The 15647-nt window shown below is 65.4% G+C and carries 12 protein-coding genes, 2 tRNA genes and 1 pseudogene; 3 read left to right on the forward strand and 12 right to left on the reverse strand.

Annotated elements, in window-relative coordinates:
* Positions 1-36: 36 nt before the first annotated feature.
* Positions 37-2025, reverse strand: a complete 1989-nt coding sequence (locus ACTJK0_RS13035; RefSeq protein ID WP_440745452.1) for a polysaccharide lyase family protein — start codon at positions 2023-2025, stop codon at positions 37-39.
* Positions 2026-2285: 260 nt separating this feature from the next.
* Between ACTJK0_RS13035 and ACTJK0_RS13040 the strand changes: the two genes are divergently transcribed.
* Positions 2286-3290: an endonuclease/exonuclease/phosphatase family protein gene (locus ACTJK0_RS13040; RefSeq protein ID WP_440745453.1), complete on the forward strand. Its 1005-nt coding sequence runs from the start codon at positions 2286-2288 to the stop codon at positions 3288-3290.
* 8 nt (positions 3291-3298) lie between these two features.
* Here the strand turns inward: ACTJK0_RS13040 and ACTJK0_RS13045 are convergent, their stop codons facing one another.
* The gene (locus tag ACTJK0_RS13045) at positions 3299-4057 is read right to left on the reverse strand and encodes an SDR family oxidoreductase (protein WP_110540876.1); all 759 of its coding nucleotides are present in this window, start codon (positions 4055-4057) and stop codon (positions 3299-3301) included.
* Between the two features lie 18 nt (positions 4058-4075).
* Complete coding sequence (locus tag ACTJK0_RS13050; protein ID WP_110540877.1) at positions 4076-4447, reverse strand: DUF488 family protein, N3 subclade; 372 nt, start codon at positions 4445-4447, stop codon at positions 4076-4078.
* 81 nt (positions 4448-4528) lie between these two features.
* Between ACTJK0_RS13050 and valS the strand changes: the two genes are divergently transcribed.
* Positions 4529-7150 (forward strand): valine--tRNA ligase, encoded by a 2622-nt coding sequence (gene valS / locus ACTJK0_RS13055; RefSeq protein ID WP_440745454.1) that lies wholly within the window; start codon positions 4529-4531, stop codon positions 7148-7150.
* Between the two features lie 348 nt (positions 7151-7498).
* On the opposite strand, the gene ACTJK0_RS13060 is transcribed toward valS, so the two are convergent.
* The 6 genes from ACTJK0_RS13060 to ACTJK0_RS13085 all read right to left on the reverse strand — a co-directional run bounded on the left by ACTJK0_RS13060 (position 7499) and on the right by ACTJK0_RS13085 (position 12697).
* Entirely contained in the window at positions 7499-8113 is a 615-nt protein-coding gene (locus ACTJK0_RS13060; RefSeq protein ID WP_110540879.1) for a mycothiol-dependent nitroreductase Rv2466c family protein, read from the reverse strand.
* A gap of 14 nt (positions 8114-8127) precedes the next feature.
* Positions 8128-9408 carry an ATP-dependent Clp protease ATP-binding subunit ClpX gene (gene clpX, locus ACTJK0_RS13065; RefSeq protein WP_110540880.1) on the reverse strand — a complete coding sequence of 427 codons (1281 nt, stop codon included), beginning with the start codon at positions 9406-9408 and terminating at the stop codon, positions 8128-8130.
* A 174-nt stretch (positions 9409-9582) separates the two neighbouring features.
* Positions 9583-10242, reverse strand: a complete 660-nt coding sequence (locus tag ACTJK0_RS13070; protein WP_018769476.1) for an ATP-dependent Clp protease proteolytic subunit — start codon at positions 10240-10242, stop codon at positions 9583-9585.
* A 37-nt stretch (positions 10243-10279) separates the two neighbouring features.
* Positions 10280-10903 carry an ATP-dependent Clp protease proteolytic subunit gene (locus ACTJK0_RS13075; RefSeq protein ID WP_110540881.1) on the reverse strand — a complete coding sequence of 208 codons (624 nt, stop codon included), beginning with the start codon at positions 10901-10903 and terminating at the stop codon, positions 10280-10282.
* Positions 10904-11135: 232 nt separating this feature from the next.
* Positions 11136-12545 (reverse strand): trigger factor, encoded by a 1410-nt coding sequence (tig, locus tag ACTJK0_RS13080; protein WP_110540882.1) that lies wholly within the window; start codon positions 12543-12545, stop codon positions 11136-11138.
* A 77-nt stretch (positions 12546-12622) separates the two neighbouring features.
* A tRNA-Pro gene (locus ACTJK0_RS13085) sits at positions 12623-12697 on the reverse strand.
* A 131-nt stretch (positions 12698-12828) separates the two neighbouring features.
* Between ACTJK0_RS13085 and ACTJK0_RS13090 the strand changes: the two genes are divergently transcribed.
* A tRNA-Gly gene (locus ACTJK0_RS13090) sits at positions 12829-12902 on the forward strand.
* Positions 12903-12968: 66 nt separating this feature from the next.
* Here the strand turns inward: ACTJK0_RS13090 and ACTJK0_RS13095 are convergent.
* From ACTJK0_RS13095 to ACTJK0_RS13105, 3 genes and pseudogenes are all read right to left on the reverse strand, one after another.
* A complete protein-coding gene (locus ACTJK0_RS13095; RefSeq protein WP_440745455.1) occupies positions 12969-13925 on the reverse strand; it encodes an Fpg/Nei family DNA glycosylase in 957 nt (318 codons plus the stop codon).
* Complete coding sequence (locus tag ACTJK0_RS13100; RefSeq protein WP_110542044.1) at positions 13925-14419, reverse strand: ribose-5-phosphate isomerase; 495 nt, start codon at positions 14417-14419, stop codon at positions 13925-13927. The genes ACTJK0_RS13095 and ACTJK0_RS13100 overlap by 1 nt, the downstream gene beginning before the upstream one ends.
* Positions 14420-14504: 85 nt before the next feature.
* A pseudogene (locus tag ACTJK0_RS13105) lies at positions 14505-15502 on the reverse strand (hypothetical protein).
* Positions 15503-15647 lie beyond the last annotated feature (145 nt).

Here is a 15647-nt window from a genome sequence, read left to right on the forward strand (position 1 = left end):
CCGCGCCCCGGGGTCGAACCACTGGCGCCGTGCCGGTCAGCTGCCCTGGTCCACCTGAAGGCGGAGGGAGTCGTACATGATCCCGGCCATCGGCTGCATCCAATTATCGCTTGTCGGCGCCACCGATGGCCTGGTGGGCGAAAGCGTGAGGATATTTTCGCCGTCCTGAATCAGGCTGGCCGGAAAAGTGATGGTAGGAATCCTTCGGTACATCGCCCTGGCCGCCAGGCGGTAGGACGAGTTGTCTCCGCGAACGCCGGGCAGGGGATCAATGGAGGCGATCGGCGTTCCGTTCAGACCGACGCCAAGGGTGGCGAAGACCTGGCCGGCAAGGGCAATATCCAGATATCCGGTACCCCGCTGGTAACGGTGGGCATCAAAGCGGATCCGCCACGTGGTCAGCGATTGGTCCGGAGTGGTGCCTCGCCACTGAAGCTGAAGTGGTGTACCCGGCGTCCGCACCACCGGCTGGAAGTAGTTCCACTTCGTCGCCGGATCGTCCACCCCCACCGTGAAGTCGACACCTTCCGGGAACTCATACGGGTATTCCAGCCAGCTGAGGGTCTTCCGGAAACCGTCCTTTCCGCCGTGGATATGGAACTCCTCCGAAGAACGGTCCGGCGTGCCGATCTGCCACAGGGTTGTGCCGCGGCTCTCGGGCAGCCAGACGTGCATGCCGGTATCAACAGTGGTGCCCGCCGGCACGGTGATGCCGGAGTGCCGATATTCTCCCATGGCACCGTCAGTGAAGGCCGCCAGTGTGTAGGTTCCCGGCCGGACTCCATCGAGGCTGAACCGGCCGGATCGATCGATCCGGGCGGAATAGATGTAGTCGAGGTTCAGGTACTGCCAGTCGTCTCCGGCCAGGGTGACCCCCTGGTATGCACGGTCTTCTTTCGGCTGGTAAAGCACAGCCCAGCCGTTGTCCACGGCACCGAGCGATGCGACCGAGAGCCTGCCGTGGACCGTGGAACGCTCGGCTGCGGAGTAGGCGGGGTCAGTCACCCAGGCGTACGGCCAGGCGGCCTGTTCCCGCCCCGCAGCCCGCTTCGCATCCGACCACAACTCTGCGACGTTGGCGCGTTCGTCACCGGCGGCGGCTTCGGATACGTGCAGGTAGAAGGGGCCGTAAACCTTTTCCCACCCCTTGGCCGGCTGCACATCAGGTTCGCCATAGTGCCCGGTCAGTGGGTGCCAGAGGAGGATCATGCCGTTGTAGTAGTCATGGCAGGTCAACTCCTGGCGGGTGGGACCGCCAAACGCTTCCTTGCTCGCCTGGACAAGGGAGAGACCCACCTTGCCGTTGGAGATCATAAAGACATGGTTGTCACCTTCGAGGTGGGACGAGTTCTGGTACTTGGAGTAGATTGATCCGTCCGGAAGCGCATAGGTGGTGTCCTGCAGGGTCACCCAACTCCGGGTTTCCTCAATGGTGGGCCGCCGCTGAATGCCCCGCTCGTCATCCACGACAAACCACCGGAACGCGGGGTCGTCAGCCGCGAACGCGTATCGCAACTGTCCCAATGCGAGGCCGTCCGGCATCGAGTCCGGGTACTTGGCGATCCAGTACGAGTGAAGTCCCGAGGCCCCGCGCTCAAGGGCCATCCGGATGTCGAGATAGAAAGTCAGCCGCGAAGGATCGTTGGCAAGCATCGAAATTTCGATCCGGTCCGCGCTCTGGCTGACCACTCGAAAGGCAGCCCCCGACATGCCTGTTGCCCCCGAAGCTCCCGAATAGTTGAACGTCGTATAGCCGCTGCCGTGTGAACCGGACAGAAGATTGGTGGCGCCATTTCCCTGCGTACTACCGACCAGCCGAAGGTCAGTGATCTTTGCGGTCGACTTGGTGACGGTGAACCGGATGAGGCCGTTGTCGAGCGTCACGGACGTGCCGTTGTCGACGAGCGTGACATCGGGAGCGCCGGCGGCAGAGGCGCTGGCAGGCGCCAATCCCGGAAGCAGGGCTGCGCCGGCAGCTGTCCCCAGGAGGCCGAGGACCGTTCGGCGGGGGATGGTGGTGGACATGAAATCTCCTTTGGCGTCGTTGCCTGGGCACGCGGATTCGTGCCTGCTGGGGGTAGGTGGGCGCTGCACGGGGGCTGGGGCCCGGATTCAACAGCGGGAAGTACTGACACTGGAAAGCGCTTTCTTTTTGAAACGTTACAGACGCTTGACTGAGACCGTCAAGACTTTTCCCCTGGGAATGTCCTGCCATAGCTTCTCTTTCGCCGCTGCCACCGCGCAGCCGGGCTGACGGTACCGGATGCATTGCCTAGACTCGCCTCATGGCAGCTCCCGGAGATTCGGTTGTGGGCAGGCGCGCGGCCGGGGTGTGCAGATGGCTGTTCGTTCCTGCTGCCCTTCCGGTCGCGGCGGTATCCGTGATCCGCGCGGTGCCCGCCGACTGGCCCGTGCTGGCGGTGCAGCTGGTGGCGTTCACGCCCTGGGCCGCGGTGCCCGCAGCGGCAGCCTTGCTGCTGGGGTTCCTGGGTCGGAGCAGGTGGCAGCAGGTGCTGGCCGCCGCGTTGGCCGGCTGCCAGGCATTCTGGCTGTTCCCGCTGGACATCCGTGAACCGGCCGCCGAGGCAGCCGGCAATCAGGTGTCCCTGGTTGTCATGAGCATCAACGCCGAGGTGGGTGGAGCGGACGCGGTAGGACTTGTGAACCTGGTTCGTGAAAGGCATGTCGATCTGCTGGCAGTCGAGGAGTACACGCCCCAACTCGCACGAAGGCTCGCGGCGGCGGGACTGGACAGCCTGCTCCCCCACCGGGTTGCCCGTCCGCGGGAACGCGCGGCCGGCAGCGCCATCTACTCCTCCTACCCGCTGCAGGAGGCTGGCGCGCTGCCCGGCACCCGGTTCAGCATGCCGGTGGCCGACGTGGACCTGGGCGCCGGCGACGGCACTGCCCTGCGGGTGGCGGCGGTGCACGCCCTGGCGCCCGTGGGGAACGGCCTGGGCCAATGGCGCAGCGACCTGGTTGCCGCAGCCGGCGCTGACACCGGATCCGGTCCCCTGCTGCTGGCAGGGGACTTCAACGCGACATATGACCACCGGGAGTTCCGCGCGTTGCTGGCCGGAGCGGGAGGCCGCCCGCTCGTGGACGTGGCGGCCTCGCTGGGCAGCAGATTAATCCCCACCTGGCCGATGCGCGGCTACCGACTCCCAGGAATTGCCCTTGACCACCTGGTGACCAGCCGGGACATTCTGGCGTCCGGGTATTCGGTGGACAGGCTGGAGGGGACGGACCACGCCGCCGTGTCCGCGACATTGACCATCCGGGTCCCCTAGCGCCTCCGTCAGCCCTTGCGGATCAGCTTGTGCGTGGCCGCCTGCGCCACGGGCCGGATGACGATCTGGTCCAGGTTGATGTGGTGCGGAATGGTGACGGCGTAGCGGACCACGTCGGCCACGTCCTCCGCCGTCAACGGCTTTTCCACACCCTGGTACACCTTGCCCGCGGCCTGGGGATCCCCCAGCCGGTTGAGGGCGAACTCCTCGGTCTGCACCAATCCGGGAGCCACCTCGATCACGCGGACGTTATGCTCAGCTTCCTCGAGCCGCAGCGCATTGGTCAGGGCGTGCTGGCCGAACTTGGCGGCGTTGTATCCGCCCCCGCCTTCGTAAGCGTCCAGCCCGGCCGTGGAGGTCAGGTTCAGCACGGTTCCGCCGCCGGTGGCGCGCAGCATGGGCAGGAACGCGCGCGTCAGCTTCATGGTGCCCAGGACGTTGACGCGGTACATCCATTCCCAGTCGTCGGTGCTGGCGTCGCCAACGCGGTCGGCGCCGCGGGCGCCGCCGGCGATGTTGATCAGCGTGTCGATGCCGCCCGCTTCCGTGACGTGCGCCAGGAGCCGGGACACGTCGTCGTCCTCTGCAATGTCGGCAGGAATGGCGATGGCGCCGGTCGCGCTTTCCAGGGCGGCCAGACGGTCGGCCCGGCGGGCCACGGCGAAGACGGTCCAGCCGTCGGCGCGCAGCGCGCGGACTGTCGCTTCCCCGATTCCGCTGCTCGCGCCGGTCACCAGTGCTGCCTTCTTCTGCAAGTGCTCAGTCATGGCACCACCCTAGCCCGGTCAGTCCGCTTGGCGTTCCCGAAGGTAATCAAGCAGGACAAGGGCATGGTTGGCCTGCGTGTTGCGGGCCGCGTAGAGCAGGGTGATCCGGGGATGGGCTGCGCCAAGTTCCAGCAGAGCTTCCACGGCTGGATTGGAGTCCAGTTCGAGCCGGTAGCGTTCACTGAAATCGGCGAACCGCTCGGGGCGGTGGTTGAACTCCTTGCGCAACGTGGTGGAGGGCGCGACGTCCTTGAGCCAATGGTCGACGGCGGCGCTTTCCCTGGGCATGCCCCGCGGCCACAGCCGGTCCACCAGCACCCGGCAGCCGTCGTCGTCCGCAGCCGGCTCATAGATGCGTTTCACGCCAAAGGTTCCCCGGAACCGGTTCATAGGCGGCATGCTACCCCCGCGTGGGCCCGGCCGCCGGGGACGGGTTGGGCGGGATGGAAGCAGGCATGAAAGAATTGCCCAATGGCTGAAGACACGCAGGGTACAGACACGCCCACCACCGCCCCCATCAACGTTCCGGACAAGCCGGCCCTCGAAGGCCTCGAAACGGCGCTCACCCAGCGCTGGCTGTCCGAGGGAACCTACAAGTTCAACCCTGACACCACCCGGGAGCAGGTCTACTCGATCGACACTCCCCCGCCCACCGCGTCGGGATCCCTGCATGTGGGGCACATGTTCTCCTTCACCCAGACGGACGTCCAGGCACGCTACATGCGCATGACCGGCAAGAACGTCTTCTACCCCATGGGCTGGGACGACAACGGGCTGCCCACGGAGCGCCGCGTCCAGAACTACTACGGTGTCCGCTGCGATCCGGCCATCCCTTACAACGCCGACTACCGGCCGCCGGCGCAGCCTGCCAAGAACCAGCGCGATTTCGACGTGGTGTCCCGGCAGAACTTCATTGAACTGTGCGAGGAGCTGGCGGTCGAGGACGAGAAGGTCTTCGAGAACCTGTTCCAGACCCTGGGCCTGTCCGTTGACTGGGACCTGACCTACCGCACCATCGATGACACTTCCCGCGCGGTGTCCCAGCGCGCCTTCCTGGCCAACCTTGCCGCCGGTGACGCCTACATGGCAGAGGCGCCCACGCTGTGGGACGTCACCTTCCGCACCGCAGTGGCCCAGGCTGAACTGGAGGACCGTGAGGTTCCCGGTGCGTACTACCGGTATCCCTTCTTTGCAGAAGACGGCACCAAGGTGTTCATCGAAACCACCCGGCCGGAGCTGCTGGCCGCCTGCGCCGCCCTGGTGGCAAACCCCAACGACGAGCGGTACCAGCCGCTGTTCGGCAAGACCGTGAAGTCCCCGCTGTTCGAGGTGGAGCTTGAGGTCAAGGCCCACCCGCTGGCCAAGGCGGACAAGGGTTCCGGAATCGCAATGGTCTGCACCTTCGGTGACCTGACCGACGTGACGTGGTGGCGCGAGCTGCAGCTTCCCACCCGGGCCATCATGGGCCGCGACGGCCGCATCATCTCGGAGATCCCGGAATGGATCACCAGCGGGGCCGGCAAGGAAGCGTACGCGGCGATTGCCGGCAAGACCGCTTTCTCCGCCAAGGAAGCAGTGGTTGAACTGCTCAAGGAAGCCGATCTGCTGGACGGCGAGCCCAAGAAGATCACCCATCCGGTGAACTTCTTCGAAAAGGGCGACAAGCCCCTGGAAGTGGTCACCTCACGGCAGTGGTACATCCGCAACGGCGGACGGGACGAGGACCGCCGCGAACGCCTGATCGGCCGGGGCAAGGAAATCGACTTCCACCCGTCGTTCATGCGCTCCCGCTACGAGAACTGGATTGCCGGGCTGAACGGCGACTGGCTGGTCTCCCGGCAGCGGTTCTTCGGCGTGCCCATCCCCGTCTGGTACCCGCTGGATGCCCAGGGCAATCCGGACTACGACAACCCCATCCTGCCCTCCGACGACCTGCTTCCCGTGGACCCGGCAGCCGATGCTGCCCCGGGGTTCGCGGAGGAGCAGCGTGACCAGCCCAACGGCTTCACGGGCGACGCCGACGTCCTGGATACCTGGGCCACATCGTCGTTGACCCCGCAGATCGTTGGCGGCTGGAGCCGGGACGAGGACCTGTTCGCCAAGGTGTACCCGTTTGATCTGCGGCCCCAGGGCCACGACATCATCCGGACCTGGCTGTTCTCCTCGGTGGTCCGCGCGGATGCGCTGCAGAAGAACGCCCCGTGGAAGCATGCAGCCATCTCCGGCTGGATCCTGGATCCGGACCGCAAGAAGATGTCCAAGTCCAAGGGCAACGTGGTGGTTCCCACGGATGTGCTGAACGAATACGGCTCCGACGCCGTCCGCTACTGGGCTGCCTCTGCCCGGCTCGGCGCGGACACGGCCTACGAGATCGCGCAGATGAAGATCGGCCGCCGCCTGGCCATCAAGCTGCTCAATGCCTCCAAGTTCGTGCTGAACCTTGGTGCCACAGAGAACTCCGTGCTCTCCGGTGACCTGGCCGTCCTGACCAACCCCTTGGACAGGGCGCTGCTGGCCCAGCTGGCGGACGTCGTCGCGCAGTCCACCAAGGCCTTCGACAACTACGACTACGCACGCGCCCTGCAGCTCACGGAGTCCTTCTTCTGGCAGTTCACCGATGACTACGTGGAGCTGATCAAGGACCGTGCCTACGGAGCCGCCGGTGAGGCGGAGCAGGCATCCGTGCTGGCCGCCCTGGCCACCACCCTTGATACGCTGCTGCGGCTGTTCGCCCCGTTCCTGCCCTTCGCCACAGAGGAAGTCTGGAGCTGGTGGCGCAACGGGTCGGTGCACCGGGCCGAATGGCCGGCCGCGCTGGAGATTCCCAGCGGGGACACCACCATGCTGGCCACCGTCGGCGTGGCGCTCAGCGGTGTCCGCAAGGCCAAGTCGGAGGCAAAGGTTAAACAGCGCACCGAGGTGCTGTCCGCAACCATCACCGCCCCGGAAGCGCTGACGGCACAACTCCAGGCGGGGCTGGCCGACCTGAAGGCCGCGTCCAACGCCCGGGACATCACGTTGGTGGTGGGCGACGGCGAGCTCGCCGTGACCGGCGTGGCCCTGGCTCCGAGTGACGAACCCGCCAAGGCCTGACACCGGCCCGGCCCTGTTTCCGGGCAAAGGGGAAGCCCCATCAGCGTTTTGCCGTTGGTGGGGCTTCGACTTTTCGGCCATCTGGTGACGAACTCTGATGGTCTGGCAGGATCCGCTGATCTTCAGGTCTTACTACACCGTCACTGGTAGCTTGCATTCAACTTTGCCGATGGCTGCGTCAAACTACATATCACTGAATCTTTGGTTCCTGCGTCCCGCTTCTTTCGAAGTGGGTAAGACCAATTGTTCTCCTGCTCCATGGCATGCACAAGGGCCCCGGGATAACTACACATCGGTAGTTATCCCGGGGCCCTTGGCGCGTCAGGTGGGCGCGGACGCCTCCGGCGCTTAGTCGAATTCCGGGCTTTCCGTGCGGCTGCGCTTGAGCTCAAAGAAGTGCGGGTAGGCGGCGATGGCGGTGGTGGCATCCCAGATCCTGCCGGCGTCCTCGCCGCGCGGAATGCGGGTCAGGACGGGACCGAAGAATGCGGTGCCGTTGAACGCGACCACGGGGGTTCCCACGTCCTGCCCCACCAGCGATATGCCTTCCTCGTGGCTGGCACGGAGCTGGGGATCGTAGGCGTCGGTGGTGGCGGCGTCGGCCAGGGAGGCGGGCAGCCCGCACTCGGCCAGGGACTTGGTGATGACCTGGGAGCGGTCTTTTTCACCCTGGTTGTGGATCAGCGTGCCCATGGCATCGTAGAGCGGCTTAATGACCTGCGGTCCGTGGTTCTCCCGGGCGGCGATGATGACGCGCACCATTCCCCACGCGTTGTCCATGGATTCACGGTAGGCGGGTTCCAGGTCGCGTCCCTCGTTCAGGACGGCCAGGCTCATGACGTGCCACTCCGTCTCGATGTCCCGGACCGTTTCCACCTCACCGATCCAGCGGGAGGTGACCCAGGCGAACGGGCACAGGGGGTCGAACCAGAAATCGGCTTTGTTCTTTGCAGGTGAAGTCAAGGGTTTCCTCCAGGTCAGGCAGACTTACGGCGCTTGGCCACGTGCGGAATCATGGTGGGCTCAGCCCCCCGCAGGACGACGTCCTCGGTGATGACGACGCTGGCCACATCCTCGCGGCTGGGCAGGTCGAACATCACGGGAAGCAGGACCTCTTCGAGGATGGCGCGGAGGCCACGAGCCCCGGTGCCGCGTTCCAGGGCCTGGTCCGCGATGGCGTCCAGGGCGGCGTCATCGAACACGAGTTCCACGCCGTCGATCTGGAACATCTTCTGGTACTGCTTCACCAGGGCGTTCTTGGGCGTGGAGAGGATCTGGATCAGGGCGTCGCGGTCCAGGTTGGAGACGGTGGTGATCACCGGGAGCCTGCCAATGAATTCGGGGATCAGGCCGAACTTGAGCAGGTCTTCAGGCATGACCTCACCGTACGAGTCCACTTTTTTGCTGGCCTCGTTCAGCGGGGCCCCGAAGCCGATGCCCTTCCGGCCGGAGCGGGAGCCAATGATTTCCTCCAGGCCGGCAAACGCGCCGGCCACGATGAACAGGACGTTGGTGGTGTCGATCTGGATGAACTCCTGGTGCGGGTGCTTGCGTCCCCCCTGCGGCGGAACAGAGGCAACGGTGCCTTCCAGGATTTTCAGGAGCGCCTGCTGCACGCCTTCACCGGACACGTCCCGGGTGATGGAGGGGTTCTCGCTCTTGCGGGAGATCTTGTCGATCTCGTCGATGTAGATGATGCCCTGTTCGGCCTTCTTGACGTCGTAGTCCGCGGCCTGGATGAGCTTGAGGAGGATGTTCTCCACGTCTTCGCCCACGTAGCCGGCTTCCGTCAGGGCGGTCGCGTCGGCGACGGCGAATGGTACGTTCAGGCGCCGGGCGAGGGTCTGCGCGAGGTAGGTCTTTCCACAGCCGGTGGGGCCGATGAGGAGGATGTTCGACTTGGCGATTTCGACGTCGTCGTGGTGTCCGCCGTCGCCAAGGCTTCCCGACTTGGGCGCGTGGCCCGCCTGGATGCGCTTGTAGTGGTTGTAGACCGCGACGGCGAGGGAGCGCTTGGCAGGCTCCTGGCCAATAACGTATTCCTGCAGGAAGTCGAAGATTTCACGCGGCTTGGGCAGTTCAAAGCTGCCGAGGTCTGCGACCTCCGCGAGCTCCTCTTCGATGATTTCGTTGCACAACTCGATGCATTCATCACAGATGTAGACACCGGGCCCGGCAATGAGCTTGCGCACCTGCTTCTGGCTCTTTCCGCAGAAAGAGCACTTCAGCAGATCCGTGCTCTCGCCAATCCGAGCCATATGTGAACCCCTTAGTATCCTGCTGCCAGGCAGCTCTGCACCATTGCTGAAATCTTCCCGGCCCTCGCGGACCGGATTGTGACAACATCCACTCTAGGTCACATTCGCCGCCAAGAGTGGAAAGAAAAGGCCGGTGCGGCCAAATGAACTGGACCGCACCGGCTTTCCATACTGCTACCGCGTAATTGCCTGCGGCTTGATCTTGCGTGAATCGAGCACCTGGTCGATGAGGCCGTATGCCTGGGCCTCTTCGGCGGTAAGGATCTTGTCGCGCTCAATGTCGTTGTTGACCTGCTCGGACGTGCGGCCGGAGTGATGGGCCAGCGTGTCCTCCAGCCAGGAGCGCATGCGCATGACCTCTGCAGCCTGGATTTCCAGGTCGGAGGCCTGCCCGCCCTGCCCACCGGACAGTGCCGGCTGGTGGATCAGGACGCGTGCGTTGGGCAGTGCCAGCCGCTTGCCGGGGGTACCGGCGGCCAGCAGGACGGCGGCCGCGCTGGCAGCCTGGCCCAGGCAGACGGTCTGGATCTCGGGGCGGATGTACTGCATGGTGTCGTAAATCGCCGTCATGGCCGTGAAGGAGCCGCCGGGCGAGTTGATGTACAGGGTGATGTCGCGGTCCGGATCCGTTGACTCCAGGACCAGCAGCTGGGCCATGATGTCGTCAGCGGAGGCGTCGTCCACCTGGACGCCGAGGAAGATGATGCGGTCCTCGAAGAGCTTGGTGTACGGGTCCTGGCGCTTGAAGCCGTAGGGGGTCCGTTCCTCGAACTGAGGCAGGACGTAGCGGCTGGACGGAAGATTGCCGGCTGACCACCCGAAGTTGTAGTTCATTGTGTTTGCTCCTGATCGAAGGGGTTCTGGGTGCCGGTTAGTTCTGGGAGGCTGATTCGCCGGAGGATCCGTTGGACGTTCCGCCGCCGCCTGACACGGAGCCGGCGTGCGCGGCGATCTTGTCGAAGAAGCCGTACTCGAGCGCCTCGGTGGCCGTGAACCACTTGTCGCGGTCGTTGTCCTTGAGGATGGTCTCGACGGTCTGGCCGGTCTGGTCGGCGGTCAGTTCCGCCATGACCTTCTTCATGTGCAGGATGAGTTCGGCCTGGATCTTGATGTCGGACGCGGTGCCGCCGATGCCGCCGGAGGGCTGGTGCATCAGGACGCGGGCGTTCGGGGTGGCGTAGCGCTTGCCCTTGGTACCCGAGGAGAGCAAGAACTGGCCCATGGAGGCTGCCAGGCCGGTGGCGACGGTTACGACGTCGTTCGGGATGAACTGCATGGTGTCGTAGATGGCCATGCCTGCGGTGACGGAGCCGCCGGGCGAGTTGATGTAGAGGTAGATGTCCTTTTCCGGGTTCTCGGCCGAGAGCAGGAGCAGCTGCGAGCAGATCGCGTTGGCGTTGTCATCACGCACCTCCGAGCCCAGCCAGATGATCCGCTCCTTGAGAAGGCGGTTGTAAATGTAGTTGTCCTGGGCTGCAGGATCGACGGTCGCCATCCGGGGGGCCTCTGAGTGCTGTGACATGTTTACTTACCTCTCACTGGTGACGGTGACATCACTGAAAATCACTACTTGGACACTAACCGGTTTCCCCGGTGTTTTGTTCGCGCACTGACGGCTGTTCGCTGACGGCGCACGATCCCCGAATCTCCGGCACATGCCCGCGCTGCAACGCGAACGGCCCCCGGATCGGAATGATCCAGGGGCCGTTGCATTGGGCCTGTGGGGACTAGGCCTTGGCGTCTTCCTTGGTGTCCTCGGCTTCGACAGCCTCGGACCCGGCGACCTCAGCCTCGGGGGCGTCGGCAGCGTCGGTGTCGGCAGCCTCGGCGGCGGGGGCTTCCTCACCGGCGGGGCGCACGAAGTCGCTCAGGTCGACGGCGTTGCCCTCGGTGTCGGTGACGGTGGCCTGGCCCAGGACAACGGCCAGAGCCTTGCGGCGGCGCACCTCGGAGACCATCATGGGGACCTGGCCGCTCTGGTCAATGATCTGGGCGAACTGGTTGGGGTCCATGCCGTACTGGCTGGCCGTGCTCACGATGTAGTCGATCAGCTCGTTCTGGCTGACGTTGACGTCTTCCTTCTCCGCAATGGCGTCGAGGATGATCTCGTTCTGGAAGGCGCGGGCCGTGTTGGCGCGGACCTCTTCGCGGTGTTCCTCGGTGTCGTGCTCGCCCTCGCCGTGGCCGTTGCCCTCCTGGAAGTGGGCTTCGAGCTGCTCTTCGACGACCGAGTCAGGGACCGGAACCTCGACCAGTTCAACCAGCTTGTCCAGGACCTTGTCGCGGGCTTCGACGCCCTGCTCCACGATCTTGGAGTCGGCGGCCTGCTTGGCCAGGTCCTCGCGCAGTTCGGCCAGGGTGTCGAACTCGGAGGCCAGCTGGGCGAAGTCGTCGTTCGCCTCGGGCAGTTCGCGTTCCTTGACGGCCTTCACGACAACCTTGACCTGCGCGGCTTCGCCGGCGTGGTCACCGCCCACCAGGGTGGTGTCGAAGATGGCGTCCTCGTCGGTGCTGAGCCCGGTCACGGCCTCGTCCATTCCCTCGAGCATGGTACCGGCGCCAACCTGGTAGGACAGGCCGGAAGCGGAGTCAACCTCTTCGCCGTCGATGGTGGCCGTGATGTCGATAGTGAGGAAGTCACCATCGGCAGCGGGACGGTCAACGGACTTCAGGGTGCCGAAGCGGCCGCGCAGTTCGTCCAGGGCCTTGTCCACGTCGGCTTCGGAGGATTCCGCAGCGGCGACCTGAACCTCGATGCCGGCGTAGTCCGGGAGCTCGATTTCGGGGCGAACGTCAACCTCGGCGGCGAACTTGAGGCCGCCGTCGGTTGCGGAGGGGTCGGGGACCTCGGTGATCTCGACCTCGGGGCGGCTCAGGGGACGGATGCCGGATTCCTGCACGGCAGCCTGGTACCAGCCGTTGAGGCCGTCGTTGATGGCGGTCTCCAGGACGTAGCCGCGGCCGACGCGCTGGTCGATGATCCGGGAAGGAACCTTGCCCTTGCGGAACCCGGGAACCTGGATCTGCGAAGCGACGGTCTTGTAGGCCGAGTCGATGCTGGGCTTCAGTTCCTCAAAGGGGACCTCAACATTGAGCTTGACCCGCGTGGGGGTGAGGTTCTCGACAGCGCTCTTCACGGTCTAAGTACTCCTGGGTTGTGGGATGGGTTTCTGCAACGCATATGTGTCCAGGCCGACTGGTCCTGGCCGCAGAGTCGGGGTGACAGGATTTGAACCTGCGACTTCCTGCTCCCAAAGCAGGCGCTCTAGCCAAGCTGAGCTACACCCCGTAAGTGCACAGGCAAGTCTACGGTGATACGCGTCGCGAATGCACATTTGACACGTGGGCCATGGATTAGGTTTAGTTGTATCCGGCTTGAACAGCCAGCCCGGAGTTTCCGCGAAAAACGGATCTTCCTTCGGGGACGTAGCTTAATGGTAAAGCCTCAGTCTTCCAAACTGATTACGCGGGTTCGATTCCCGTCGTCCCCTCCACGGATACAGGAAAGGCCCCTCACTGCGAGGGGCTTTTTTCTGTTTGACGGTCCTGGCCTGGTGGTCCTAGTCCTGCGGCCGCTGGCACAACGGGCACCAGTAGAGGTTCCGCCCGGCCAGGTCGGCGATGAGCACGATGGTCCGGCAAACGCGGCACGGCAGCCCGTGGCGTTTGTAGACGAAGTGCACGTCCTCGCGGTGCGGGAAGCGGGCGCTCCTGGGCGGCACCTCGATACCTGCCTTGGCGGCCCGGGCAGCGGTGGTGCCGTCAAGGGTCCAGTACTTCGGCGGGGTGGTGATGATCCTGCCGTCCGCCACGCCGTCCGCCATGACGGCCACGATGTCGCGCCACAGTTTCCGGGCATCGCCCCCGGGGAGCGCCGAGCCGGGAAGCCACGGGTCCAGGCGGCGGCGGAAGAGGACTTCGGCGCGGTACACATTCCCGACGCCGGCAATCACTTTCTGGTCCATGAGCAGCCCCGCGAGCGGGGTCTTCCTGGCCTGCACGTTGGCCACAAAACGTGCGGCATCGCCGCGGAGGTTGCGCAGCGGATCCGGTCCAAGGCGGGCCAGCACCATGTCCGCCTCCGCCGTGGTGATCGTCTCGCAGGTGGTGGCACCGCGCAGGTCCGCCCAGCCGTGGTTTCCGGCGAGCCTGACCCGCACGGCCCCCACCGGGGCCGGGGGCCCCGCGTAGGCCGCACCGCCGTCGCCGTCCTCCGCAAAAGCCTCCTGCTCCCCTACCCGCCGCGGGGCACCGATGCTGGAGGCGCCGGCAAACGTGCTGTCGCCGCCGAAGCTCCAGGCGCCGTACAGGCCGAGGTGGACGTGCAGGACCAGGCTGTTGTCGAAGTGCAGGAACAGATGCTTGCCGTGGGCTTCAGCTGCGGCCAGGACGTGCCCGTCGAGCAGCGCCGCTCCCCCGCTGAATCTGCCCTGCGGGCTGGAAACAGCCAGCTTCTCCCCCAGGAACACGTCGCCGAACTGGCGCGCGAGCCGGCGGACGGAATGGCCTTCAGGCACTACTCGATGACCTCGCCGGTGGCCTCGTAGGCAGCGATCTTGCCGATCCTGCGGACGTGGCGTTCGTCATTGCTGAAGGGCTCGTTGAGGAATGCCTCGATCAATTCGGTGGCTTCCTCCACCGAGTGCTGGCGGCCGCCCACGGCGACGACGTTGGCGTCGTTGTGTTCGCGGGCCAGGGTGGCGGTGGACAGGTTCCAGGCGAGGGCAGCGCGAACGCCTTTGACCTTGTTGGCCGCTATCTGCTCCCCGTTGCCCGATCCGCCCAGGACGATGCCCAGGGCGTGGATGCCCGCCTGCTGGTCTGCAACCACGGCGAGCGCGGCATTGATGCAGAAGGACGGGTAGTCGTCCTGGGGGTCGTAGGACTTGGGACCGTGGTCCACCACCTCATACCCCTTCCCGGTCAGGTGGGTCACCAGGTGGGCGCTGAGCTCCATGCCCGCGTGGTCGGTGGCGATGTGGACCCGCGGGAAAGCAGGGATTGTTGTCACGTGCAAAGTCCGTTCGGTTGAGGGGAGCTGGCGGCCCGCCGGTGCAGGCCGGAACGACACCGATAAGGATATAGGACAGCCACCGTCAGGAATCCTGCCCGGCCGGCGGCGCTCCTCCGCTCTTCCGGGCCCTGGCGGCAATCCGGGTGAGCACTTCGGCCAGCAACGCGGCGGAGTCCTGGCTGCCGCCGCTGACGGCCAGGCGCTGGCCGTCGGTCTTGCTCACGACGACGGCGGGCCCGCTGCTGACGAGCATGGCGGCGGTGCCGTCGTGGTGCCGGTAGCCCCACCCGCCATAGTCGGCGGCCCGGACATCCTCAGCGTTGGCGTTCGAGATCGCCTCTGCGGGCACATCCATGACCGGTACCACCCCGGCCAGCATGACCTTCAGCCCACGCCGGTCGGCCCTGATCCGGGCGAAGAGGAATGCGGCGCCCACGAGGGCCAGGACCACGAGCAGGATGCCCAGCCATGGCACCACGACGGCAATGAGGGCCGCCGGGAACAGCGAGGCGATGGCGATCATGACAAAGACCGAACTCCTGGCATGCACCCACAACCGGATGCTATCCCGGGTGAGGTCGGGGTCCAGTTCCCTGGCGATCGCGGCCTGCAGCGCGCGGTCATCGTCAGGTGACCATTGCCGGTCGGCCTTGTACACCATGGCCATGGCGACACCGAGCGGTACTGCGGCGCCGCTGCCCAGCGCAAGGACGGTCATGTCCACGTGCGACTGACGGGCGTNCCGATAAGGCCGGCGGCCAGGGCCGACGTGAGGAACAGGCTGAGGAAGAGCCCTGCGCCCATCATGATCCTGCGCATCAGCACGGGCCTGCTGAGCGGGACGGCCTGCAGCAGCACCAGCCAGCCGGCAACGGTGACTCCTGCCGCGCCCACCCCCACATAGGCGCCGAAGGGCGCAAAGGCGGTCCCGCCGTCGTCCGTCCACATGATGGCGACTGGCTCCGGAAGGTCTGAACGCAGCAGCGCAGCGCAGTACACGAAGGCGGCGGCCAGGACGACGGGGAACCCGACGGCGAAGCGCAGGGCCTTGGTGTCCACCGAATCCAACAGCTTTCCCATGCATTTAACGCTACCCCTGCGGCGGCCCGCCCAACCCCTTCGCCGGCGGGCGGCGGCGCTGTGAGCTGCGCAACTTGCCAAGGACCCCAAGGATGAAAGAATGCAACACAGTGCCCGTACCGGGACCACCGGACGGCAGCCGAAA

Origin of the sequence: Paenarthrobacter sp. 22069, from assembly GCF_052046035.1 — a bacterium.
Classification (GTDB): domain Bacteria; phylum Actinomycetota; class Actinomycetes; order Actinomycetales; family Micrococcaceae; genus Arthrobacter.